19 protein-coding genes and 1 pseudogene are annotated in these 23,183 nt (G+C 60.2%); 8 read left to right on the top strand and 12 right to left on the bottom strand.

Annotated elements, in window-relative coordinates; genetic code table 11:
* Positions 1-59: 59 nt before the first annotated feature.
* The gene (gene leuS, locus JFT91_RS01775) at positions 60-2,666 is read right to left on the bottom strand and encodes a leucine--tRNA ligase (protein ID WP_201231426.1); all 2,607 of its coding nucleotides are present in this window, start codon (positions 2,664-2,666) and stop codon (positions 60-62) included.
* Between the two features lie 254 nt (positions 2,667-2,920).
* Between leuS and JFT91_RS01770 the strand changes: the two genes are divergently transcribed.
* Positions 2,921-3,244, top strand: a complete 324-nt coding sequence (locus JFT91_RS01770) for a hypothetical protein (protein ID WP_201228628.1) — start codon at positions 2,921-2,923, stop codon at positions 3,242-3,244.
* A 104-nt stretch (positions 3,245-3,348) separates the two neighbouring features.
* Positions 3,349-4,110 (top strand): YdcF family protein, encoded by a 762-nt coding sequence (locus JFT91_RS01765; RefSeq protein ID WP_201228627.1) that lies wholly within the window; start codon positions 3,349-3,351, stop codon positions 4,108-4,110.
* Positions 4,111-4,196: 86 nt separating this feature from the next.
* Here JFT91_RS01765 and lnt read toward each other — a convergent pair whose 3' ends face one another.
* From lnt to miaB, 5 genes are all read right to left on the bottom strand, one after another.
* Positions 4,197-5,720, bottom strand: a complete 1,524-nt coding sequence (gene lnt, locus JFT91_RS01760; protein WP_201228626.1) for an apolipoprotein N-acyltransferase — start codon at positions 5,718-5,720, stop codon at positions 4,197-4,199.
* A gap of 17 nt (positions 5,721-5,737) precedes the next feature.
* Positions 5,738-6,577, bottom strand: coding sequence for a CorC family transporter (locus JFT91_RS01755; protein ID WP_007909641.1), 840 nt, complete (start codon positions 6,575-6,577; stop codon positions 5,738-5,740).
* Between the two features lie 5 nt (positions 6,578-6,582).
* Positions 6,583-7,083 carry an rRNA maturation RNase YbeY gene (gene ybeY, locus JFT91_RS01750; RefSeq protein ID WP_201228625.1) on the bottom strand — a complete coding sequence of 167 codons (501 nt, stop codon included), beginning with the start codon at positions 7,081-7,083 and terminating at the stop codon, positions 6,583-6,585.
* The gene (locus tag JFT91_RS01745; RefSeq protein ID WP_201147415.1) at positions 7,076-8,074 is read right to left on the bottom strand and encodes a PhoH family protein; all 999 of its coding nucleotides are present in this window, start codon (positions 8,072-8,074) and stop codon (positions 7,076-7,078) included. Before JFT91_RS01745 ends, ybeY begins: the two co-directional genes overlap by 8 nt.
* Positions 8,075-8,351: 277 nt before the next feature.
* Positions 8,352-9,680, bottom strand: a complete 1,329-nt coding sequence (gene miaB / locus JFT91_RS01740) for a tRNA (N6-isopentenyl adenosine(37)-C2)-methylthiotransferase MiaB (RefSeq protein WP_008081077.1) — start codon at positions 9,678-9,680, stop codon at positions 8,352-8,354.
* 133 nt (positions 9,681-9,813) lie between these two features.
* Between miaB and JFT91_RS01735 the strand changes: the two genes are divergently transcribed.
* A complete protein-coding gene (locus tag JFT91_RS01735; RefSeq protein WP_003185742.1) occupies positions 9,814-10,143 on the top strand; it encodes a DUF1820 family protein in 330 nt (109 codons plus the stop codon).
* A 195-nt stretch (positions 10,144-10,338) separates the two neighbouring features.
* Here JFT91_RS01735 and JFT91_RS01730 read toward each other — a convergent pair whose 3' ends face one another.
* The 4 genes from JFT91_RS01730 to JFT91_RS01715 all read right to left on the bottom strand — a co-directional run bounded on the left by JFT91_RS01730 (position 10,339) and on the right by JFT91_RS01715 (position 13,874).
* Positions 10,339-10,893, bottom strand: coding sequence for a tetratricopeptide repeat protein (locus JFT91_RS01730; RefSeq protein ID WP_201231425.1), 555 nt, complete (start codon positions 10,891-10,893; stop codon positions 10,339-10,341).
* A 225-nt stretch (positions 10,894-11,118) separates the two neighbouring features.
* Positions 11,119-12,402 carry a glutamate-1-semialdehyde 2,1-aminomutase gene (gene hemL, locus JFT91_RS01725; RefSeq protein WP_201231424.1) on the bottom strand — a complete coding sequence of 428 codons (1,284 nt, stop codon included), beginning with the start codon at positions 12,400-12,402 and terminating at the stop codon, positions 11,119-11,121.
* A 32-nt stretch (positions 12,403-12,434) separates the two neighbouring features.
* On the bottom strand, positions 12,435-13,058 hold the full coding sequence (thiE, locus tag JFT91_RS01720; RefSeq protein WP_201228622.1) for a thiamine phosphate synthase: 624 nt from the start codon (positions 13,056-13,058) through the stop codon (positions 12,435-12,437).
* Between the two features lie 18 nt (positions 13,059-13,076).
* Complete coding sequence (locus tag JFT91_RS01715) at positions 13,077-13,874, bottom strand: hydroxymethylpyrimidine/phosphomethylpyrimidine kinase (RefSeq protein ID WP_016986138.1); 798 nt, start codon at positions 13,872-13,874, stop codon at positions 13,077-13,079.
* A 360-nt stretch (positions 13,875-14,234) separates the two neighbouring features.
* Between JFT91_RS01715 and JFT91_RS01710 the strand changes: the two genes are divergently transcribed.
* The 4 genes from JFT91_RS01710 to JFT91_RS01695 all read left to right on the top strand — a co-directional run bounded on the left by JFT91_RS01710 (position 14,235) and on the right by JFT91_RS01695 (position 20,725).
* The gene (locus tag JFT91_RS01710; RefSeq protein WP_201231423.1) at positions 14,235-16,592 is read left to right on the top strand and encodes a hybrid sensor histidine kinase/response regulator; all 2,358 of its coding nucleotides are present in this window, start codon (positions 14,235-14,237) and stop codon (positions 16,590-16,592) included.
* Between the two features lie 93 nt (positions 16,593-16,685).
* A complete protein-coding gene (locus JFT91_RS01705; protein WP_201231422.1) occupies positions 16,686-18,335 on the top strand; it encodes an acyl-CoA dehydrogenase family protein in 1,650 nt (549 codons plus the stop codon).
* A 182-nt stretch (positions 18,336-18,517) separates the two neighbouring features.
* Complete coding sequence (amn, locus tag JFT91_RS01700; RefSeq protein ID WP_201228619.1) at positions 18,518-20,017, top strand: AMP nucleosidase; 1,500 nt, start codon at positions 18,518-18,520, stop codon at positions 20,015-20,017.
* A 72-nt stretch (positions 20,018-20,089) separates the two neighbouring features.
* Positions 20,090-20,725, top strand: coding sequence for a pseudouridine synthase (locus JFT91_RS01695; RefSeq protein ID WP_242489203.1), 636 nt, complete (start codon positions 20,090-20,092; stop codon positions 20,723-20,725).
* Here the strand turns inward: JFT91_RS01695 and JFT91_RS01690 are convergent.
* Both JFT91_RS01690 and JFT91_RS01685 read right to left on the bottom strand, forming a co-directional pair.
* Positions 20,720-20,929 (bottom strand): DUF2788 domain-containing protein, encoded by a 210-nt coding sequence (locus JFT91_RS01690; protein ID WP_007909655.1) that lies wholly within the window; start codon positions 20,927-20,929, stop codon positions 20,720-20,722. The genes JFT91_RS01695 and JFT91_RS01690 overlap by 6 nt on opposite strands.
* A 231-nt stretch (positions 20,930-21,160) precedes the next feature.
* Positions 21,161-21,640, bottom strand: a complete 480-nt coding sequence (locus JFT91_RS01685; RefSeq protein ID WP_042561225.1) for an Lrp/AsnC family transcriptional regulator — start codon at positions 21,638-21,640, stop codon at positions 21,161-21,163.
* 463 nt (positions 21,641-22,103) lie between these two features.
* On the opposite strand from JFT91_RS01685, the pseudogene JFT91_RS01680 reads away from it, so the two are divergent.
* Positions 22,104-23,182 (top strand): annotated as a pseudogene (locus JFT91_RS01680) (DUF6515 family protein).
* The last annotated feature ends 1 nt before the right edge of the window (position 23,183 follow it).

Here is a 23,183-nt window from a genome sequence, read left to right as displayed (position 1 = left end):
CGACCCTGCGGCCCGAAAGGTTTTACAGTGCGTCAGGCGAACCTGACGCCCAATCCAATTTAGCTGGCGACGATGTTGACCAGTTTCCCCGGTACAACGATCACTTTACGAATGGTCAGGCCGTCGACGAAACGCAGCACGTTTTCGTTGATGCGCGCGGCGGCTTCGACTTCTTCGCGCGTCGCGCTGGCCGGCATTTCGATCTGGCCGCGCAGCTTGCCGTTGACCTGGATGACCAGTGTCAGGCTGTCCTGCACCAGCGCACTTTCGTCCACTGCCGGCCAGCCGGCGTCGATGACCGCGTCGGCGTGGCCCAGTTGGTTCCACAACTCGTGGCTGATGTGCGGGGTGATCGGAGCCAGCAGCAGCGTTACCGCTTCCAGACCTTCGTGAAGCAGCGCACGATCCTGTTCGGTGCCTTGCGCGGCTTTTTCCAGCACGTTCATCAGCGTCATCACTTGAGCGATGGCAGTGTTGAATTTGTGGTTCTGGCCGACGTCATGGCTGGCCTGTTTGATGGCCAGGTGGATCGAGCGGCGCACGGCTTTCTGCTCGTCGTTCAGCGCGGCAACGTCGAGTTTGCCCGGCAAGCCCTGAGTGACGTGGGCTTGCGCCAGGCGCCAGACGCGCTTGAGGAAACGGTGCGAGCCTTCAACGCCGGAGTCAGACCATTCGGCGCTCATGTCAGGCGGCGAAGCGAACATCATGAACAGGCGGCAAGTATCTGCGCCGAACTGATCGATCATCGACTGTGGGTCGACGCCGTTGTTCTTCGACTTGGCCATCTTCTCGGTGCCACCGATTTCCACCGGCAGGCCGTCGGATTTCAGCTTGGCGCTGATGACCTTGGCTTTGCTGTCACGCTCGAGTTCCACGTCTGCCGGGTTGAACCAGGTATAAGCACCATTGGCTTCGCGACGGTAGTAAGTCTCGGCGATCACCATGCCTTGGGTCAGCAGGTTCTTGAACGGCTCGTTGGAGCTGACCAGGCCTTCGTCACGCATCAGCTTGTGGAAGAAACGCGCGTAGAGCAGGTGCAGAATCGCGTGCTCGATACCACCGATGTACTGATCGACCGGCAACCAGTGATCGGCTGCGGATTTTTCCACCAGACCACCTTCAAAATGCGGCGAGGCGTAGCGGGCGTAGTACCACGACGACTCGACGAAGGTGTCCATGGTGTCGGTTTCACGCTTGGCAGGCTGGCCGCATTTAGGGCAGGTGCACTCGTAAAACTCAGGCATGCGTGCCAGCGGCGAACCGGCGCCGTCCGGCACGACGTCTTCCGGCAGGACGACAGGCAGTTGATCTTCCGGCACCGGTACGTCGCCGCACGCGTCGCAGTGGATGATCGGGATCGGGCAGCCCCAGTAGCGCTGACGGCTGATGCCCCAGTCGCGCAGGCGGAACTGGGTGCGCGAGGCGCCCAGCTCTTTCTTGATCAGCGCAACTTCCATGGCATCGAACGCGCCAGCGAAGTCGAGACCGTCGAACTCGGCGGAATTGATCAGCGTGCCGTGTTCGCCGTAGGCGTCTTGCCACGGGGCCGGGTTGCTGTCGCCAGAGCTGGTGCGCACCACCGATTTGACCGGCAGGTTGTACTTGTGAGCGAATTCGAAATCGCGCTCGTCGTGCGCCGGCACTGCCATGACGGCGCCGTCGCCGTAGTGCATCAGCACGTAGTTGGCGACCCATACCGGGAGTTTTTCACCGGTCAGCGGGTGCTCGACGAACAGGCCGGTTGGCAGGCCTTTTTTCTCTTGAGTGGCGACGTCGGCTTCGGCAACGCTGCCGCCCTTGCATTCAGCGATGAACGCTTGCAGCTCGGGATTGTTCTTTGCCGCCAGAGTGGCCAGTGGGTGTTCGGCGGCCACGGCGACGTAAGTCGCGCCCATCAGGGTATCCGGACGGGTGGTGAAGACTTTCAGCGTGCCGGCTTCGCCGATAGAGTCGACGTTGTACGGGAACTGCACTTCCATGCCGCGGGATTTGCCGATCCAGTTGCGCTGCATGGTCTTGACCTGTTCAGGCCAGCCAGTCAGTTCGTCGAGGCTCTCCAGCAGCTCATCCGCGTAAGCGGTGATCTTGAAGTAGTACATCGGGATTTCGCGTTTTTCGATCAGCGCGCCGGAACGCCAACCGCGACCGTCGATCACCTGTTCGTTGGCCAGAACGGTCTGGTCGACCGGGTCCCAGTTCACGGTGCCGTTTTTACGGTAGATCACACCTTTTTCGAACAGGCGAGTGAACAGCCATTGTTCCCAACGGTAGTAATCCGGCTTGCAGGTGGTCACTTCACGCGACCAGTCGACCGCCAGGCCCAGGCTGCGCAGCTGGGACTTCATGTAGGCAATGTTTTCGTAGGTCCACTTGGCGGGCGCTACGTTGTTTTTCATCGCGGCGTTTTCTGCCGGCATGCCGAAGGCGTCCCAACCCATCGGTTGCAGAACGTTCTTGCCTTGCATGCGCTGGTAGCGGGAGATCACGTCGCCGATGGTGTAGTTGCGCACGTGCCCCATGTGTAGCTTGCCGCTGGGGTAAGGGAACATCGACAGGCAGTAGAAAGTCTCCTTGCCTGGCTGTTCACTGACTTCAAAGGACTTTTGCTCGTCCCAAAACGACTGGGCGGCGGCTTCAATTTCACGGGGCTGATATTGTTCGTGCATGGCTACTTTTGTACTGGATAGGGGTGGCCTAATCCTCTTCAACGCAGGTCTCGGGGTTGGCCCGGACGAGCTGGAAGTGGAATTACAGGAAGCGCCGTAGCATACATGACCGCGCTTGGCCTAGGGAAACCCTGATTACAGCTACATACCCCGCAATACTTGCGTCGGGGCCGTTGGTCGCGGCGTACAGCCGGTTTGTATAGCGAAGCTAAGCTCTAACTGGGGAGTGAGTCTTATCTTCAATGAGGTGAGGGATGGTGGAGCAACGGCAAAAAAAAGTGACGAAACCCGAGTTGTACGAGAGGTTGATCGATCGTCTGGGGATGGCCTTGGACGCTGTAAAAACCGCTGACCGGCTGCGCGACGAGCGCCCCCTGGAACTGGAATTGCGTGGCTTGAGCCCCGCCGAGTTCAAACTGGTCAAGGCCTATCTGGATCGTAGTGAACGTGAAACGCATGGATGCCTGTCACAAGCAGTGAAGCAGCTCGATGCAGCACATTCGGCCAAGGTCATCTGGCTCAAGGACAAGGCGCCCGGCAGAGACACCGTCAAGGTACGTGCTTTGCAGGCCAAGTAAACGCATGGCAGGTTAAGAACCGGATCTTTTTCCGCAAGATCCCGCCTACTGGTTGTAACGCTTCATTAACACTCTTAGGCTTCGGGCATCTCTGGAGATGCCCGATGCCTTTTCGTTATTTCATCAAGCAACTTCTATTGCCGCCCGGCATTCTGTTGCTGCTGTTGCTCGCCGCGTGGTGGCTGCGCCGCTCGCGGCCGCGACTGGCGGGTTTGTTTTTTGCCATGGGTTTTGGCGGCTTTTGGTTGATGAGCCTGCCGGTGGTTGTGCAATGGGGCGCCAAAGCGCTGGAGCGCGAGCCGCCGTTGGCCCGTCAGGAATGGACGACGCTGGCCCAGCGCGCTGATGCCATTGTGGTGTTGGGTTCCGGGCGTGAGCGCGGCGATCTGGCCTGGGGCGAAGATCAGCCGACTGGCGTCGGGCTTGAGCGCCAGCGTTATGCCGCGCGATTGGCCAAGGCGTCCGGGTTGCCGATCCTGACCAGTGGCGGCTTGCATTACGGCACGCCGCCGACCGAAGCAAAGTTGATGGCCGATTCCCTGCTGGACGACTTCGGCGTGAGCGTTCGTTGGCAGGAAGGCGAGAGCCGCACGACGTGGGAAAACGCGAAGTTCAGCGCCGACATGCTGTTGCCACAGGGGATCAAGCGTGTGGTCGTGGTGACGCAGGCGTGGCATATGCCGCGCGCAGTGTGGTGTTTCGAGCAGGCAGGGTTTGAAGTGGTGCCGGCTCCGGTAGGTTTTCTCGGCACTGACAATGCGCGGCCATTTGGTGGCTGGCTGCCGGAGTTCAAATCGATCTGGCAGAGCGGGCAGTTGCTGAATGAGGCGGTGGGGCAGGTGGGGTATTCGCTTTTCTATCGCTGAAGATCAGAAGACCGCAGCCTGCGGCAGCTCCTACAGGGAAAATACAAGTCCTGTGTAGGAGCTGCCGCAGGCTGCGATCTTTTGCTTTAAAGGGTTTTCGACATCCGGCTCGCCATCAGCGCCCAGCCAAACAACAGCAAGCACACGATGATCAACGGCCACGAGCGCCATTGCAGATACGGCGTCAGGTTATGCATCGGTACCACTTCGCCGTACAAAATGCCCTGCTCGAACTGCGGGATCTGCTCGGTGATCTGCCCATAAGGGTTGATCAGCCCGGTCACGCCGTTGTTGGTCGCACGGATCATCCAGCGACCCGCCTCCAGCGCGCGCATCTGCGCCATCTGCAAGTGTTGCAGCGGGCCGATCGAGGTGCCGAACCAGGTGTCGTTGCTGATCGTCAGCAGCAAATCGCTGCGTGCCGACAGGCTGGCAGCGAACTCCGGGTACACCACTTCGTAGCAGATGAACGGCGCAATCTGATAACCCTTGGCCTGTAACAACGCTTGATCGGCCGGGCCACGTGCGAAGTCGGACATCGGCAAGTCGAAGAAAGCAATCAGTCCACGCAATACATCCTGCAATGGCACGTATTCGCCAAATGGCACCAGTTTCTGCTTGAGGTAAGTACCGTCGCCTTCGCCAACCACGGTGATACCGTTGAAGAAGCGTTTTTCGTGACGAACCGTCTCGCGGATTGGCACGCCAGTGATCAGCGCCGATTTACGCTCAGCAGCGAAGTTGCCCATCATGGCCAGGTAGCCCTCGGCGGACTCCTTGAGCACCGGCACGGCGGTTTCCGGCCAGATCAGCAGGTCCACCGGTTTCGAGCGAAAGCTCAGGTCACGGTACAGCGCCAGTTGCGCGTTGAGCTGCGCCGGATCCCATTTCATGCTTTGTTCGACGTTACCCTGAATCGCGGCAACGGTCAGTGGTGCGCCAGAAGGGCTGGTCCAGGCGTGGCCCTTGAGGGCGATACCCGCGACCCAAGGCCCGACCAGCAACAGCAGGCCGGCGACGACAAAAGCTTTGCGACCGGTTTGCAGCAGGCGCGGTGTGTTGTAGATCAGCGCCGCCGTCAACGCCAGCACGAACGACACCAGCCACATGCCACCGACGGGTGCTAGTCCGGATAACGGGCCGTCGAGCTGACTGTAACCGGAATACAACCACGGGAACCCGGTGAGGAACCAGCCACGAAACGCTTCCTGGCCGACCCACAGCGCAGCAAATGCCAGGGCATCGGCCACCGGCGCTTCGTTACGTCGCAACCAGCGCGCCCATAGCCAGGCTGGCAGCGCGAAGAACCATGCGATCGCGGCCGTGAACAACAGCATCAGGAACCCGGCCAGCAGCACTGAAGCGCCGCCGAAATGGTGAATGCTGTAATAGATCCAGCTGGTGCCGGCGCCAAACAGGCCGAAACCGAAGCACCAGCCACGGCCCAGCGCCTGACGCGGACTTAGTTCGCGCAAACCGGCATAGAACAAGCCGACCGCGAGCAAAGCCAGCGGCCAGATGTTGAACGGTGCCAGAGCGAATGTGGTGATTGCACCGGCCGCCACGGCCAGCAGGTTACCGGGCCAGCCGGGGCGGGTTGTCCAGCGCATTTCAGTCCTTAGATTTTTTACCGGGCGATTGGCGTCAGTCGCAGCAAATGAATCCGACGGCTGTCGGCGTTCAGGATGCGGAAACGATAGGCGCCGATTTCAGTGATTTCATTACGTTTTGGCAAGTGCCCGAACGCGCTCATCACCAGGCCGCCGACAGTGTCGAATTCGTCGTCGGAGAACTCGCTGTCGAAGAACTCGTTGAAGTTCTCGATCGGCGTCAGGGCCTTGATCAGAAAGTCGCCACTTGGCAGCGGCTTGATGTAGCTGTCTTCTTCGACGTCGTGTTCGTCTTCGATGTCGCCGACGATCTGCTCCAGCACGTCTTCAATCGTCACCAGACCGGCCACGCCGCCATATTCGTCGATGACGATGGCCATGTGGTTGTGGTTGGCGCGGAATTCACGCAGCAACACGTTCAGACGCTTGGACTCCGGCACGAAGGTGGCCGGGCGCAGCAGATCCTTGATGTTGAAGCTGTCACCGTTCTCCTTGAGGATCAGCGGTAGCAGATCTTTGGCCAGCAGCACGCCCATCACGTCGTCATGGCTTTCGCCGATAACCGGATAGCGCGAGTGGGCCGAGTCGACCACGGCCGGGAGAAACTCACGCGGTGTCTGGGTCGCCTTGATGCTGATCATCTGCGAGCGCGGGACCATGATGTCGCGTACTTGCAGGTCAGCCACCTGAATGGCGCCTTCGACGATGGCCAGCGCTTCGCTGTCCAGCAGTTTGTTCTGATGTGCATCACGCAGCAGCTCAAGGAGCTCCTGGCGGTTCTTCGGCTCGTGGGCAAAAGCCTGGGTCAGTTTACCCAGCCATGACTTCTGCCCGTTGCTCGATCGATCTTCGCTCATAGCGATTACTCTGAATCCTTTGTTGTAACGATAGGGGATGTTTCGGTTTCGATTTCGTCGTCCGCGTACGGATCGGGATAGCCCAATTCGGCAAGCAACGTTCGTTCCAGTGCTTCCATTTCTTCGGCTTCTTCATCATCTATATGGTCGTAACCAAGCAGATGCAAGCAGCCGTGAATGACCAGATGCGCCCAATGGGCCTTTAGTTCCTTGCCTTGCTCGGCGGCTTCGCGCTCGACCACGGCCACGCAGATCACCAGATCGCCAAGCAATGGGATGTCGAGAAACTCGTCGGGCACTTCGGCCGGGAACGACAGGACGTTGGTCGCGTAATCCTTGTGGCGCCAGGTGTGATTGAGCTCACGGCCTTCTTCCTCGTCAACCAGACGAATGGTCATTTCCGAGTCAGCGGTGCGCTGGCGCAGGGCCAGTTCGCACCACAGGCGGAAGTCGGCCTCACTCGGCGCGTTCGCGTCAGTCGCGATTTGCAGGTCTAGCTCAAGCATTTCGCGAGGTGTCCTTGGGTGCTTCGTCACGGTTTTCGAAGCGCTCGTAGGCTTCGACGATCCGCTGGACCAAAGGATGGCGCACGACGTCTTTGGGCATGAAGTGCGTGAAGCTGATGCCTGGCACGTCTTTGAGCACTTCGATCACATGGTGCAGACCCGATTTGGTGCCTTTCGGCAGGTCGACCTGGGTGATGTCGCCGGTGATGACCGCTGTAGAGCCGAAGCCGATCCGGGTGAGGAACATCTTCATTTGTTCGACGGTGGTGTTCTGGCTTTCGTCGAGGATGATGAAGCTGTTGTTCAGCGTGCGGCCACGCATGTAGGCCAGCGGCGCGACTTCGATCACTTGGCGTTCGATCAGCTTGGCGACGTATTCGAAGCCGAGCATTTCGTAGAGTGCGTCGTAGAGCGGGCGCAGGTACGGGTCGATCTTCTGCGACAGGTCGCCGGGCAGGAAGCCGAGTTTTTCACCCGCTTCAACCGCCGGACGCACCAGCAGGATGCGCCGGATCTGCTCGCGTTCCAGTGCGTCGACAGCGCAGGCCACGGCCAGATAGGTCTTGCCGGTACCGGCCGGACCAATGCCGAAGTTGATGTCGTTGCCGAGGATTTCCTTCACGTAGCGCAGCTGATTCAAGCCGCGTGGGCGAATCATGCCTTTCTTGGTGCGCAGGGCGACGGAGGCTTCGGCGGGGGCGTGATTGTCCAGCTCGACGACGGCCGATTCCTGGAGGAACAGGTGCACGATGTCTGGCGACAGCTCGGTACCCTTGGTTTCCCGGTACAGGCGGCGCAGCAGGTTTTCCGCAGACGTGGTGTGCTTGGGGTCGCCGATCAGCTCGAACTGATTGCCGCGGTTGCGGATCTCGATGGTCAGGCGCTGTTCGATCAAGCGCAAATGCTCGTCGAATTGCCCGCACAGATTGGCGAAGCGGCGAGCCTCAAAGGGCTCGAGGATAAAACGATGTGGTTCTATGGGTGCGTTCAAGGTCGTATTTAGCCGCCCTGGGGCAATTAAGATGAAATCAAGGATAACGCCAGAGGCTTGGGTGCGAAAGCTCTTAAATATGGATGCTGCTTTCGAACCCATTCTCTGTGGCTGGCGGTGACTTTTGTGGTGAGGGGATTTATCCCCGACGGGGTGCGGAGCGCCCCCAAAACCAGCCCGCGCGGTACATCAGAGTCACCGAGGTCGCTGGTTTTGGGTTGGCTGCGCCAACCATCGGGAATAAATCCCCTCGCCACAAAAGCCCGCTCTGCCTGTGTTACTGGATCAGCGAGCCGCGCAGCGAGTGCGGTTGCGCCGCATCGATGTGCACGTCGGCGAACTGACCGATCAGGGTTGGATTGTCGCAGCGGAAGTTGACGATTCGATTATTCTCGGTGCGCCCTTGCAGTTCACCCGGATCTTTTTTCGAGTAATCGGTCACCAGAATGCGCTGGATCGAGCCAACCATTTGTCGGCTGATCTCAAACCCTTGCTGATTCAGGCGATGTTGCAGGGCGTTCAGGCGTTCTTTTTTCAGCTCTTCCGGCGTGTCGTCGGCCAGATCAGCCGCCGGAGTGCCGGGGCGCTGGCTATAAACGAAGGAATAGGAGAAATCGAAACCGACGTCGGCAATCAGCTTCATGGTCTGCTCGAAATCTTTCTCGGTTTCACCAGGGAAGCCGACGATAAAGTCCGAACTGATGCAGATGCCCGGCACCGCCGCACGCAGTTTGCGCAGCTTGGATTTGTACTCCAGTGCGGTGTGGTTGCGCTTCATCGCCGCCAGAATCCGGTCGGAACCCGATTGCACCGGCAAGTGCAGATGCTTGACCAGTTCCGGCACGTCGGCGTGGGCCTGGATCAGGCTGTCGGAGAACTCCAGCGGGTGCGAAGTGGTGTAGCGAATGCGGTCGATGCCATCGATGGCGGCGACGACGCGAATCAGCTCGGCGAGATCGGCCAGGCGCCCATCATGGGTCGTACCGCGATAACCGTTGACGTTCTGCCCCAGTAGAGTCACTTCACGCACGCCGTTCTCGGCGAGGTGGATGACTTCGGCGATCACGTCGTCGAACGGCCGGCTGACTTCTTCGCCACGGGTGTACGGCACCACGCAGAACGTGCAGTACTTGCTGCAACCTTCCATTACCGACACGTAGGCGCTCGGGCCGTCGATACGCGGCTCGGGCAAGTGGTCGAATTTTTCGATTTCCGGGAACGACACATCCACTTGCGGCAGCTTGGTGATGCGCGCGGCGTCGATCATTTCCGGCAGGCGGTGCAGGGTTTGCGGGCCGAAGACCACGTCGACGTACGGTGCGCGATCACGGATGGCCGCGCCTTCCTGACTGGCCACGCAACCGCCGACGGCGATCACCATTTCAGGATTGGCCAGTTTCAGTTCGCGCCAGCGACCCAGTTGCGAGTACACCCGGTCCTGGGCGCGTTCGCGGATCGAACAGGTGTTGAGCAGAATCACGTCTGCGTCTTCCGCCCGGGCGGTGACTTCCAGGGCCTGATGTTCACCCAGCAGATCGACCATGCGCGAGCTGTCGTACTCGTTCATCTGGCAACCGTGGGTTTCGATGTAAAGCTTCTTGGCCATGGATTTAGGTCGTCACGTGATTCAAAGAACCGCGCATTATAGGGAACATGCTGTCAGGTTCCTACCGCTGTGCGTCCGGTGGCTATGCTATAGTTCGCGCCCTCATTTTTATCCCCGATGTTGTCCGCCCGCCATGACCAAACGCGAAGCTCCAATCTACAAGGTGATTTTCCTCAACCAGGGCCAGGTGTTCGAAATGTACGCCAAGCAGATCTATCAAAGTGATCTGTGGGGTTTCCTGGAAGTGGAAGAGTTCGTCTTTGGCGAGCGCACGCAAGTGGTCGTCGACCCGAGCGAAGAAAAGCTCAAGGCGCAGTTCGAAGGCGTGGTGCGCAGCTTTGTGCCGATGCATTCGATTGTGCGCATCGATGAGGTGGAACGTCTGGGCACCCCGAAAATCAGCGAAGCCCGCGGCGCGGTCGGCAACGTCATGCCGTTCCCGATGCCGATGCCTGAGAAGTAAAACCGAGATTCACAGATGAAGGGATTTTTGTGGCGAGGGGATTTATCCCCGTTGGGCTGCGAAGCGGCCCTAAATCCTGCAACCAGGTTTTATCTGACACACCTCATTGATTGGATTTGCGACTGCTACGCAGCCGGTCGGGGATAAATCCCCTCACCACGATGAGTAATCACTACAGACTCATTCTGCTGACGTTCAGGGAAGCGGCGAGAAAGGCGTGCGCCCATCGGCGCTCTGCAATTCCATCAGGTATTTACGGAAAATTTGCCCGAGCACCTGCGTGGCAGTCTCAAGGTCTTCGCGAGACATTTTTTCGGAAACTTCGTCAGCCGTGTCCAGCGCATCTTCAGCGCCGTTGACTGCAGCCATCTTCAGCACGATGTACGCCTGAATGTTATTGGCTTGCACGCCTTCACCGTGGAAGAACATCGTGCCGAGTTTGAATTGCGCCTGAGCGTGGCCTTGCAACGAGGCTTTTTCGAAATAGCTCAGGGCTTGATTGAGGTCGCGTGGCGCGGTTTTGCCGTCGTAGTAGAACTCACCCAACTCGTACTGCGCTTGCGCATCCCCTTCGTCCGCCGCTTTTTGACACGCGGCCAAGGCCTGCGTGACATCTTGCGGCTGAGTATTGAGGGTGCAACGACCCATCGCCGGGATCAACAACGAGTTGCCGCCTGCTTGTGCATGCGCGAGCAGGGGCTGAAGGAGCAACAGGCAGCCCAAGGCAAGGGTGCGGCCGGTGCGGTTCATGGGAATCGACTTACCTCTGAAGGGCACGCGGACCCATCGAGGGATCCAATAAGCGCGCATTATGAAATAAGCAGGGCCAACCTTACAAAGTCTTTACTCGTTTTTCTGCTGCGCGGGGAATATATCGCCCACTTTATGGGAGATTCCTGGCAGGAGCGCTGGAAAAACAGTGCGGATGTAGGTGAAAGCTGACGCTGGCAATAGCCAACGTCAGCGGTACGGCGATTACTTCAGTGCAGCGAAGGCGCGCTCGGCAGCGTCCAGCGTCAGTTTCAGCTCGGCTTCGCCATGGGCGATCGAGGTGAAACCGGCTTCAAATGCGCTCGGTGCCAGGTACACACCGCCTTCCAGCATCAGGTGGAAGAAGCGACCGAACAGTGCCGCGTCGCTGGCCATGACGTCTTCAAAGGTGACGATGTCGTCGGCGCCGCTGAAGTACAGACCGAACATGCCGCCGGCCTGAGTGGTCACGAACGGAATGCCCGCAGCATCGGCGCGCTGTTGCAAACCGTCGAGCAGACACGTGGTGTAATCGGTCAGTTCGGCGTGGAAACCGGGACGGCTGATCAAGCGCAGAGTGGTCAAGCCCGCCGCCATCGCCAGCGGGTTACCCGACAACGTGCCGGCCTGATACACCGGGCCCAGCGGCGCGATGCGCTGCATGATTTCACGCTTGCCACCGAAGCAACCGACCGGCATGCCGCCACCGATGATCTTGCCGAAGGTGGTCAGGTCAGGATTGACCCCGTAGTACGCCTGGGCGCCGCCGAGGGCAACGCGGAAACCGGTCATCACTTCGTCGAAAATCAACACCACGCCATGCTTGTCGCACAACGAACGCAGGCCTTCGAGGAAGCCTGGCGCCGGCGGTACGCAGTTCATGTTGCCAGCTACCGGTTCAACGATGATGCAGGCCACTTCCTGGCCGACTTCAGCGAGCATTTTTTCAACGGCGTCGATGTCGTTGAACGGCAGGGTCAGGGTGTGTTTGGCGAACGCTGCCGGTACACCGGCCGAGCTCGGTACGCCCTGGGTCAGCGCGCCGGAGCCGGCCTTGACCAGCAGGCTGTCGGAGTGGCCGTGGTAGCAGCCTTCGAACTTGATGATGCTGTCGCGGCCGGTGTAACCACGAGCCAGACGGATTGCGCTCATGGTCGCTTCGGTGCCGGAGCTGACCATGCGCACCATGTCCATCGATGGCACCAGCGAGCAGACCAGATCGGCCATCTCGGTTTCCATCGCAGTTGGCGCGCCGTACGACAAGCCGTGCTGCAGTTGATTGCGCACCGCGTCGAGCACGTCCGGATGGCTGTGGCCAAGGATCATCGGGCCCCACGAACCGACGTAATCGACATAACGCTTGTCGTCTTCGTCGGTGACGTAGGCGCCTTCAGCGTGTTTGAAGAACAGCGGTGTGCCGCCAACGCTCTTGAACGCGCGAACTGGCGAGTTCACGCCACCGGGAATGTGTTTTTGGGCGTCGGCAAACAGGGTTTCGGAACGAGACATGATCGGGCTCTCAATCTTTAGAAATTGGCTATTTATTTACGAAGCAGTTCATTGAACGCGCGGGCGCGGCGGGTCACTTCGGCGGTGCTTCCGGCGCCGAACAAACCGTGAACCACGGCCAGCAGGTCGACCCCGTGGGCCACCAGCGGCGCGGCGTTGTCGAGAGTGATGCCGCCAATCGCGCAGATCGGCAGGTGCAGTTTGCGCCGGGCTTCGTCGAGCAGATCAAGGCTGCAGGTCGGCGCGCCGGGCTTGGTGTTGGAGTTGAAGAAGCGGCCGAAGGCGACATAACTCGCGCCTTCTTTAGTCGCCTGCTCTGCCAGTTCAAGTTGCGCGTGGCAGGTCGAACCGATGATCGCTTTCGAGCCGAGCAGGGCGCGGGTCGGCGACAGCGGGCCGTCGGTCTGACCGAGGTGCACGCCGACGTTGAGGCGCGCGGCCAGTTCGGCGTCATCGTTGATGATCAACTGCGTCTTGTAGCGCTCGCACAGATCGCGCAGCGCTTCGGCCTCGCGCAGACGGCGGGCTTCGTCGTTGCTCTTGTCGCGGTATTGCAGCAGGGTGACGCCGCCTTCCAGCGCCGCCTCCACGTAAGACAGAAACTTGCCGGCCAGCAGCTCGCTGTCGGTGATGGCATACAGGCCACGTAGTTTCATCAGGCAGACCTCACGACGTTACGAGCAAAAATCCAGCGGCAGGCGACGCGGGACGAACTGGCCTTTGCCCAGCTGTTCGGCATCGCGCAGGGTGCGCCAGGTGTAATCCAGGGCACTGCGCACGGCGCTGGCCAAGTGTTCGCCCTGGGCCAGTCGACCGGCGAGGGCGCTGGCCAGAGTGCAGCCGGAACCGTGATAGCTGCCCGGCAGACGCTGGCAGACAAAGGTTTCACGCAGGCCATCGCGGCTGTACACGCGGTTGTGGATTTCAGTTTCGTCGCCATGGCCGCCGGTGATCAGCAGGTTTTTGACGAACGGCAGGAGTTTTTCAGCGCACTCGTCCGCGGTACCTTCGGGCAGTTCGGCAAGGATGCGGGCTTCAGGGAGGTTAGGCGTGGCAATGATCGACAGTGGCAGCAGACGCTCGCGCATCGCATAGCCGACTTCGTCCTTGCCCAGGCGTCCGCCGCCACCGGCGCGCAGCACCGGGTCGCAGACCACTGGCAAATGCGGGTGCGCCGAAAGCAGTTCGACAACGGTGTCGACCATTTCCAGCGAGCCGAGCATGCCCAGTTTGACTGCAGCGACTTCGGAGTCGTTGAGCACGGCATTGGCCTGAGCCAACACCCACTCACGGTCGAGGACGCGGAAGTCAGTGACGTTGACGGTGTCTTGCACGGTCAGGGCGGTGACGGCCGGAGCCGCATGGCAACCCTGCGCGAGCAGGGCTTCGATATCTGCCTGCAAGCCGGCGCCACCACTTGGGTCGTGGCCGGAGAGACAGAGGACAACGGGGCGGGAGCTGTAGATATTCATGGTGCGCGAGCTTACCACCAAAGCTGATTTTCGGGGGTAGGTGACAGAGCAAGATCAAAAGATCGTCCGAACGCGGCCCGAGCCTTCGGCAGCTCCTACAGTGAACGTATTCCAATGTAGGAGCTGCCGAAGGCTGCGATCTTTTGATCTTCCTGACCAATCTAACAGCTCTAGCTCGCTGCTTTGCTCTGAAACGCCCGTTCTAGAGCCTTTGTAGGAAAAATTTCGATGGTGCTCAATGGCCATCAACGGCTATGCTAGTCTGGATCCAAACCAATAACAGGTAATACCGGTTTTACGTCTACTCAAAAGGAATGGGGGGCTTCCTGACACAACCGGACGAGCCACGCTGGGGCTTCAATGCGCTATTTGCTGATGTTGCTGTTCTGCTTGCCCCTCCTGGCGAGCGCCGTCGAATTCGACGAAACCACCCAGAGCCTCCCACTGGGCCGGTCTCTGCAAGTGTTCGAAGACCCAAGCGGTCAGGCGAGCATTGCCGATGTCCGTGCGCAGGCCGCTGCCGGCAATTTCAAAGCCCACGATAAAGCCACGCTCAATGCCGGGTATTCGCGTTCGGCGTTCTGGCTGAAGATCGACCTGCATTACCGGCCGAACAATCCTGCGGCCCAGCGCACCTGGCTGCTGGAGTTGGCGTATCCACCGCTCGATCATCTTGATTTGTACTTGCCCGATGCCAGTGGCGACTATCACCTGATCCGTCAGACCGGCGACGCGTTGCCGTTCGCCAGCCGCGAGATTCGCCAGAACAATTACCTGTTCGACCTGGCCTTCGAGCCCGATCAACGACAAACCGTGTACCTGCGACTGGCCAGCGAAGGTTCGATCCAGGCGCCGGTCACCTTGTGGTCGAGCACTGCCTACCTCGAAGATCAACCGGTGCGCCTATACGTACTGGGCATCATCTATGGCGTGTTGTTGGGGATGCTGGTTTACAACCTCTTCATCTACCTCAGCGTACGCGACACCAGCTACCTCTATTACATCTTTTACATCGCCTCATTCGGCTTCTATCAACTGTCGGTAAATGGCGCGGCGGCCGAGTATTTCTGGCCGAACAATCCGTGGTGGACCAACGCCTCCACGCCATTCTTCATCGGTTGCGCCGGTTTGTTCGGCAGCCAGTTCGCGCGCAGTTTCCTCCAGACCAAAACCCACAGCCGCGGGCTCGACCGCTTGCTGATCGGCTTGATTGCCTTTGGCGCGCTGGTCATCGGCCTGTCACTGATGACCAGTTACGCCCTGGCCCTGCGTTTGGCGACGACGTTGGCGCTGACCTTCACCGTGGTGATCTTCGCGGCCGGGATTATCGCCTGGTGGCGTGGCCTGCGTGTGGCGCGCTACTTCATCATCGCCTGGTCGGCGTTTTTGCTTGGCGGCGTCATCAATACGCTGATGGTGCTGGGCCTGCTGCCGAACGTATTCTTGACCATGTACGCCAGCCAGATCGGTTCGGCCATTGAAGTGGCATTGCTCTCGCTGGCGCTGGCTGACCGCATCAACGCCATGCGCGAACAACAGGCGCAGACGCTTTACGACGCCGGGCAAAAACTCGAAGTGCTCAACCAGCAACTGGCGCACAGCAACAAGCTCAAGGACGAATTCCTTGCGACCCTGACCCACGAACTGCGCACGCCGATGAACGGTGTGATCGGTTCGCTGGAATTGATGCAGACCGTCGAGTTGGACTCGGAGCTGGAGCAATATCACCAGACTGCCGCCGGTTCGGCGCGGGACATGATGCGCATGGTCAACGGCATCCTTACCCTCACCGAATTGCAGGCCGGCAAGCTCAAGGCTGCGCCGGGCAGTTTCAGCCTGCGCACGGTGGTCGAGGCGCTACGTGCGCAGTTCGACGGCAATGCGTCGAGCAAGTCGCTGGACTTCAAGGTCGAGGTGCTGCCAACCCTGCCGGATCGTCTGTACGGTGACAGCGCCAAGCTTGCGCAATGCCTGGAATGCCTGCTCGACAACGCGATCAAGTTCACCCGCGTAGGTGGCCTGGCGCTGCGGGTGACCGGCAAACCGTCGACGGGCAATCGCCTGGCGCTGTCGTTTGCGGTGATCGATACCGGCATCGGTTTCACCGATCTGGGCGAGGCGACGATGTATCAACGCTTCTTCCAGCTCGACGGCTCGATGACGCGCGAGTACGGCGGCCTGGGCGTTGGTCTGGCGATCTGCCGACAGTTGGTGGAGTTGCTCGGCGGCAAGCTGACTCACCGGTCCGAGCCGGGTCGCGGCAGCCGCTTCCAGCTGGATGTCGAATTCGAATTGCCGGAGGTCGAACCTACGCCGATAACCGCGCCTTTGCGTGAATGCGTGCGCGCGCCGCAGGACTGCACGGTGTTGCTGGTGGATGACAACAGCGTCAACCTACTGGTGATGCGCGGCATGTTGCTCAAGCTCGGTTTCCGTGTGCGTAGCGCCGACAACGGCGCGGCGGCGCTCGAATGTCTGCAACGCGAAACGGTCGACGCGGTGCTCATCGATTGCCAGTTGCCGAGTCATGAAAGTGCGTCGTTGTGCTGCCAGATCCAGGCGCTGCCCGGTTGCGCCAACCTTCCGGTGTTCATGCTGGCGTTGAACGTTGACCGAGAACTTTGCGCCACGGGTGCCGCGATTGATTACCTGAACAAACCGGTGAAATTCGAAGATTTGCAGTCAGCCCTTGAGCGCCGGGTGCTGTGCTGCGCATAGGGTAAATGCGCCGCCAATTCGGCAGGTATGACACTTTGATCGGTCTGAGGGCAGTGCTTAACTGACTTTCTGGCCGACAGAGGAGCCCGTGTCATGAACCTGCATCAGTTCGCCGAAACCCACGAAGTCACCAACCAGCCACCGTCGCTGGACGGCACCAACCTGTATCGCATCGACCTGCCTTTACAGGAATGGTCGCGCCGGTTCGGTGCCGGTTGGGCCGAGTCGCGGATCGATGCGTACGGTGCGCTCGCCGGCGGGCCACTGATGGCCGCCGGGTTCCTCGCCAATCAGAACAAACCGGTATTCACCAGCCATGACCGCTATGGCCATCGTATCGATCTGGTGGAGTTTCATCCGGCCTATCACGAGCTGATGCGCACGGCGATTGAACACGGTCTGACTTCGCTGCCATGGACACATCCCCAGGATGGCGCCCATGTCGCCCGCGCCTCGATGAGCTATCTGCACAGTCAGGCCGAGGCTGGCAGCGGTTGTCCGTTGACCATGACCTTCGCCAGCGTGCCGGCCCTGCGTTTGCAGCCGAACCTGGCCGAGCAGTGGCTGCCGAAAGTCCTCGCCAGCGAATACGACCCGCGTAACGTCGGCATGGCGCACAAGGCCGGTGTGACTATCGGCATGGCCATGACCGAAAAACAGGGCGGTACCGACGTCCGAGCCAACACCACCAAAGCGTATCCGGTGGGCGCCAGTGGCCCGGGCGAGGCTTATGAATTGGTGGGTCACAAGTGGTTCTGCTCGGCGCCAATGTGCGATGCCTTCCTGACGCTGGCGCAGACCGACAAGGGCCTGACCTGCTTCCTGTTGCCGCGTCATCGCCCGGATGACACGCGCAATCAGTTCTACATCCAGCGCCTGAAAAACAAACTCGGCAACCAGTCCAATGCTTCCAGCGAAGTGGAGTTCCGTGGCGCGCTGGCATGGATGGTCGGTGAAGAGGGCCGCGGCGTGCCGACCATCATCGAGATGGTGGCGATGACCCGGTTCGATTGCATGGTCGGCTCCAGCGCACTGATGCGTCAGGCACTGACCCAGGCCAGCCATCACTGCGCGCACCGCAAGGTCGGCGGCAAATTGCTCAGTGAACAGCCGTTGATGCAAAACGTGCTGGCCGATCTGGCGCTGGAAAGCGAAGCCGCGCTGGCCCTGAGCTTGCGCATGGGCAAAGCGCTGGATCATCTGGATGATCGCCACGAAGCGCAGTTTGCGCGGCTGGTGACGGCGGTGGGCAAATACTGGATCTGCAAACGTGCGCCGGGGATGATCAACGAAGCGGCCGAATGCATGGGCGGCGCGGGGTATGTGGAGGACAGCATCCTGCCGCGCCTGTACCGCGAGGCCCCGGTGAACTCGACGTGGGAGGGCTCGGGCAACGTGCAGTGTCTGGATGTGCTGCGCGCGCTGTCGAAAGAACCGGGTGTGCTCGATGTGTTGTTCAGTGAATTGGGCGATGGTCATGGCGACAAACGTCTGGCCACGCATATTCAGCAGTTGCAGGCGCAGTTCAAGGATACGAGCGACATTCAGTACCGGGCGCGGCAACTGACCGAAGACATCGCGCTCGGTTTGCAGGCCAAGCTCCTGTTGGAGGCCGGAAACTCAGCCGTCAGCGACGCCTTCATTGCCAGCCGCCTGAGCGGCGGTGGCCGCGTATACGGCGCGCTACCGCGAGGCCTCGACGTCGAAGCCATCGTCGCCCGCGCAACCCCACAAGGATTCTAACCCACCACAAATCCCCCCTGTGGGAGCGAGCCTGCTCGCGAAAACGGTGTATCAGTCGACATCTTTATTAATGACCCACCGCATTCGCGAGCAGGCTCGCTCCCACAGGGGATCTTCATTGATTTAAAGATTTAGGTACCGCCACAACGCCACTGTTCCCGTGACGCCACGATGCAGGCAAGATGAAGCTCTGCAAGTCAGAACACAGGAAGCTGATCGTGACCGAAGCGTTTATTGTCGTTGAAACCGCCGAACAAGCCGTGGATCGTCTGGCCGAGCTGCATGAGCGTGCCACCACTGCGCTGAACTCGGCGCTCAAGCGTTACCTCAAGGATCGCGTCGAGCCTGACGCCGAACAGCGTGCGCTGTTCCGTTATCCCGAACTGCGTCTGACCTATCTTTGCCAGGGCGAAGTCCCGCAGACCACCCGCGCTTACGCCAAGGTGCAATTGCCGGGCACTTACAGCGTCACCGTCACCCACCCGGCGGCGTTTCGCAAATACCTGCTCGAACAACTGGTGCCATTGATGCACGACTTCACCGTGACGGTGGAAGTCGGCGTCAGCCAGCAAAACATTCCGTATCCGTACGTGGTCGAGCAGGGCGATGAACTGGCCGGCTCCGGGGTCACCGCTGCGGTGCTGGCGCGCGTGTTCCCGAGTACTGACCTGTCTGCTGCCACCGATGGCATCGCCGATGGCCTCTACGATTGGGAAAACACCGATCCGCTGCCGCTGGCGCTGTTCGACGCCGCGCGCGTGGATTTCTCGCTGCGTCGCCTGGTGCACTACACCGGCAGCGACTGGCGCCATGTGCAGCCGTGGATTCTGCTGACCAACTATCACCGCTACGTCGACCAATTTATCGTCCATGGTCTGGAGCAATTGCGCAGCGATCCGCGTTTCGTGCGCATGGTCTTGCCGGGCAATGTGATCATCGAAAAGAGCATGGATCACGGCGAAGCGTCGGCGATTGCTGCCGGTGTGGTGTGGCACCGTTATCAGATGCCGGCCTATCACCTGATCGCCAGTGACGGCCACGGTGTGACGCTGGTCAACATCGGCGTCGGCCCGTCCAACGCGAAAAACATCACCGACCATTTGGCGGTGCTGCGTCCGCATTGCTGGCTGATGATTGGTCATTGCGGCGGCCTGCGTCAGTCGCAGACCATCGGCGACTACGTGTTGGCGCATGCTTACATGCGTCGCGACGGCATTCTCGACCGCGTGGTGCCGCCGAATATCCCGATCCCGGCGTTGGCCGAAGTGCAGATGGCCCTGCAACAAGCGGCTGCCAACATCACCGGCGAGAAGGGCGACGACCTGAAAAAACGCCTGCGCACCGGCACCGTGCTGACCTACGACGACCGTAACTGGGAACTGCGTTGGGCGCAGGAGCGACCGTTGATCAACCTGTCCCGCGCAGTTGCCGTGGACATGGAAAGCGGCACCATTGCCGCCCAGGGTTATCGCCTGCGCGTACCGTACGGCACGTTGCTGTGCGTTTCCGACAAACCGCTGCACAGCGAAATCAAACTGCCGGGTTCGGCCAACGCGTTCTACGAGCGCGCAGTCAGCCAGCACTTGAAAATCGGCATCGAAGCGGTGGATCTGCTGCGCACCGAACTCAACTCGCTGCACTCGCGCAAACTGCGCAGCTTCGACGAGCCGCCGTTCCGTTAACGGTTAGTCGTGGTCATTTGGCGGTCGGGGCACTAGCATTAGCAGCCCTGACCGTTAGATGTTCCTTCCGCCATGTCCCGTCCCCCGCGTCCACCTTCCCGCCATCCCGGCGCGAAGCCTCAGTCTTCCTCCCCGCGGCGTGTCGCCAAAGCGCCACCGGCCGAGCCGAAGCTGATCCTGTTCAACAAGCCCTTCGATGTGCTGACGCAATTCAGCGACGAAGGAGGGCGGGCGACGCTCAAGGATTACATCGATGTGCCCGGCATCTATCCGGCTGGCCGCCTTGATCGCGACAGCGAAGGTTTGTTGTTGCTGACCAACGACGGTCAGTTGCAGGCGCGTATCGCTGATCCGAAACACAAACTGGCGAAGACCTATTGGGTGCAGGTCGAGGGCGTGCCGACGGACGAGCAGTTGCAGCGGCTGCGTGACGGCGTCGAGCTGAATGACGGCATGACCCTGCCGGCCGAAGCACGACAACTGGATGAGCCCGAGTTGTGGCCGCGCAATCCGCCGGTGCGCTTTCGCATGACGGTGCCGACTTCTTGGCTGGAGTTGGTGATTCGTGAAGGGCGCAACCGCCAGGTGCGGCGCATGACGGCGGCGGTCGGTTTGCCGACCTTGCGACTTGTCCGGGTGAGGATTGGCGACTGGACGATCGAAGGACTCGATCAGGGCCAGTGGAAAGAAGTGCCGGCGCGCTTATAGAGCGCCGGATTCGATCAGGCCGATCACCACGCTCTTGATGATGAACGCGGCCACGCCCAGGCCCAGCACGAAGAACAAAATGAACGAGCCAAAGCGCCCGGCCTTGGACTTCTTCGCCAGATCCCAGACGATGAACCCCATGAAAATGATCAGGATGCTGACCAGGCCGGTCATCATCCATTCTTCTAATAGTGCTGGATCCATTAGGTTTCTCCGACGCGCGCGGGGCTAAAAGGGCGCGGCGAGTATACGCCAAGGTCGAACGGCGGGGCATTGACCTGCGTCGGTGTGCCGCAGTCATTGGTCTGGAACCCTGTGGCGAGGGGATTTATCCCCAACGGGTTGCGAAGCGACCCCAAAAATATCCGCCTCGCTGCAAAATCTTGCCAGTGCTGCGCACTGGATCGGGGATAAATCCCCTCGTCACGAAAGCAATCAGCTGCGAAGATGAGTCAGCGGCAGTTCGGTGCTGTTGAGCACCTGATTGAGCACAAAACTCGAGCGCACGCTGGTCACGCCATCGATGCGCGTAAGGTGGCCAAGCAGCAGCTTTTGATAGTGATCCATGTCCGGCACCACCACTTTCAACTGATAGTCAGCGTCGACGCCAGTCACCAGACTGCACTCCAACACCTGCGGCAATGTGCGAATCGCCGCTTCGAAATTCTCGAAACGCTCCGGCGTGTGCCGATCCATGCCGATCAGCACGTACGCGGTCAGGCTCAGACCGAGCATTTTGCGATCCAGCAAAGCCACTTGGCGCGAGATATAGCCGTCGTCTTCCAGTTGCTTGACCCGGCGCGAGCACGGCGATGGCGACAGACCGATGCGTTCGGCCAGTTCCTGGTTGGAGATGCGGGCGTCGCGCTGCAATTCCGCCAAAATGCTCAGGTCGTAACGGTCGAGTTTGCTCATCAATCTGTCCTTGGTTGTAACTATTGCGGCGGATTATCTATCCAGGGTTAAAAATTGCGCAAGTGGTGTTTATTTCAGCAATCTTCGCAATCATCTGTCGCGGCCTCAGGCCTATTCTTATCACCAGAATCACTGCTCGGTAACACAGTCCACGCGGCCCGCCCTATCCGGCCCGCCGCGGCCGCCACCCCCACCGGGGTTGTGCCGGCCCCCGAGCTGCACACTGTCCACAAGACGGCGTGAGGTGAGCCGACGTCAAAAGCGTCGAGCCAGGACGAAGTTCTCTAAGGGGAGGCCGACGGGTCTCCCCTTTTTCTTGTTGGCGATTTTTGTGCCTCGACAGCACGCAGTCCTCAATAAATAAGTTGCGTGACTGATAACCTGTTGCAGAACCGGAAGTGCACATCCCCGGTCTTAGTTACAGGCCCCTTAATGACAGGTCTTAGCCGCAGTGAGGAAGAGCATGAAGTCGCGCATCTGGCGTCTGGCCGGTGTTGGTTTGCTGTGTGTGAGTGTCAGTGCGCAAGCGCTGGCCGATGATCCGCAGAATCGTGGACCCGATGGCGGTGGCCACGGTCAGGACCATCAGGGTAACAATCAGGGCCATGGCGGCAAAATCAGCCGCACCCGCAGAACAATCCACAGCAAAACCAGCCGCGTCCGCAAAATCAGCCGCCGCAGAATCAACCGCGTCCGCAGAACAACGAGATCATTCGTGGCGACAACAGCCGCCAGTTCGAGCACAACGGCCAGCCGCACAATAACAATGGTCAGTGGCAAAACCACGACCAGAACCGGCCTGCCTACAACCCCAATCCGGTGCGCCAACCGCCACCGCCGGCCAACAGCCTGCCGATTCAGCCGCGCCCCGATGCCGTGCGCCAGACCCAGGAACCGCGTCAGGGTTACTACCGCGACGAGCGTCCGCAAAACGGCTACAACAACCAGCATTGGCAGACCAACAATCGCCCAAACGACAATCATTGGCCGGGGCGCCCGGACGGGCATGGCAACGGTTGGGGCCCCGGCCCGCAATACCGGCCGGGGCATGTGATTGATCGCTTCCCGGATCGTGAATACCGCGTGCCGTATCGCGGTCAGGATTACTTCTATTCCGGCGGCTACTGGTATCGCCCGCAAGGTCCGCGCTACATCGTCGTGCAGCCACCGCGGGGGATCCGCACTCAGTACCTGCCGGACTACGCCCGTGAAGTATGGATCGGTGGCTCGCTGCTGTTCCTCGCCGCCGGTTCCTATTACGCCTATCAGGAAGCGACGCAGGATTACGTGGTGGTCGAGCCGCCAGTGCAGCAACAACCGCAACCGCAATCCCCGGGTTATGACGTCGAGGCGTATCCAGCCAACGGTCAGTCGCCGGAGCAAGTGCAGCAGGACGGTTACCAGTGCTATCAGTACGCGGTGCAGCAAAGCGGCTTCGACCCGCGCACCGCGACCTATCAACCGGCGCCCGAAGTGGTTCAGGCGTATCGCCAGGCGCAGGGCAATTGCCTGAGCAGTCGCGGTTATCAAGTCCAGTACTAGC

Origin of the sequence: Pseudomonas sp. TH08, assembly GCF_016651275.1 — a bacterium.
Lineage (GTDB): Bacteria > Pseudomonadota > Gammaproteobacteria > Pseudomonadales > Pseudomonadaceae > Aquipseudomonas.
The sequence above is the reverse complement of the archived record's forward strand: the minus strand, read 5'-3'. Positions and strand labels throughout refer to the sequence as shown.

Excerpts from the sequence above, each read along its gene's own strand:
- miaB (WP_008081077.1), bottom strand. The coding sequence starts at position 9,680 with ATGGCCAAGAAGCTTTACATCGAAACCCACGGTTGCCAGATGAACGAG.
- amn (WP_201228619.1), top strand. The coding sequence starts at position 18,518 with ATGAAGCTCTGCAAGTCAGAACACAGGAAGCTGATCGTGACCGAAGCG.
- JFT91_RS01690 (WP_007909655.1), bottom strand. The coding sequence starts at position 20,929 with ATGGATCCAGCACTATTAGAAGAATGGATGATGACCGGCCTGGTCAGC.
- leuS (WP_201231426.1), bottom strand. The coding sequence starts at position 2,666 with ATGCACGAACAATATCAGCCCCGTGAAATTGAAGCCGCCGCCCAGTCG.
- JFT91_RS01710 (WP_201231423.1), top strand. The coding sequence starts at position 14,235 with ATGCGCTATTTGCTGATGTTGCTGTTCTGCTTGCCCCTCCTGGCGAGC.
- JFT91_RS01695 (WP_242489203.1), top strand. The coding sequence starts at position 20,090 with ATGTCCCGTCCCCCGCGTCCACCTTCCCGCCATCCCGGCGCGAAGCCT.
- JFT91_RS01770 (WP_201228628.1), top strand. The coding sequence starts at position 2,921 with ATGGTGGAGCAACGGCAAAAAAAAGTGACGAAACCCGAGTTGTACGAG.
- JFT91_RS01715 (WP_016986138.1), bottom strand. The coding sequence starts at position 13,874 with ATGAATATCTACAGCTCCCGCCCCGTTGTCCTCTGTCTCTCCGGCCAC.
- JFT91_RS01735 (WP_003185742.1), top strand. The coding sequence starts at position 9,814 with ATGACCAAACGCGAAGCTCCAATCTACAAGGTGATTTTCCTCAACCAG.
- thiE (WP_201228622.1), bottom strand. The coding sequence starts at position 13,058 with ATGAAACTACGTGGCCTGTATGCCATCACCGACAGCGAGCTGCTGGCC.
- JFT91_RS01730 (WP_201231425.1), bottom strand. The coding sequence starts at position 10,893 with ATGAACCGCACCGGCCGCACCCTTGCCTTGGGCTGCCTGTTGCTCCTT.
- lnt (WP_201228626.1), bottom strand. The coding sequence starts at position 5,720 with ATGCGCTGGACAACCCGCCCCGGCTGGCCCGGTAACCTGCTGGCCGTG.
- hemL (WP_201231424.1), bottom strand. The coding sequence starts at position 12,402 with ATGTCTCGTTCCGAAACCCTGTTTGCCGACGCCCAAAAACACATTCCC.
- JFT91_RS01685 (WP_042561225.1), bottom strand. The coding sequence starts at position 21,640 with ATGAGCAAACTCGACCGTTACGACCTGAGCATTTTGGCGGAATTGCAG.
- JFT91_RS01705 (WP_201231422.1), top strand. The coding sequence starts at position 16,686 with ATGAACCTGCATCAGTTCGCCGAAACCCACGAAGTCACCAACCAGCCA.
- JFT91_RS01755 (WP_007909641.1), bottom strand. The coding sequence starts at position 6,577 with ATGAGCGAAGATCGATCGAGCAACGGGCAGAAGTCATGGCTGGGTAAA.
- ybeY (WP_201228625.1), bottom strand. The coding sequence starts at position 7,083 with ATGCTTGAGCTAGACCTGCAAATCGCGACTGACGCGAACGCGCCGAGT.
- JFT91_RS01765 (WP_201228627.1), top strand. The coding sequence starts at position 3,349 with ATGCCTTTTCGTTATTTCATCAAGCAACTTCTATTGCCGCCCGGCATT.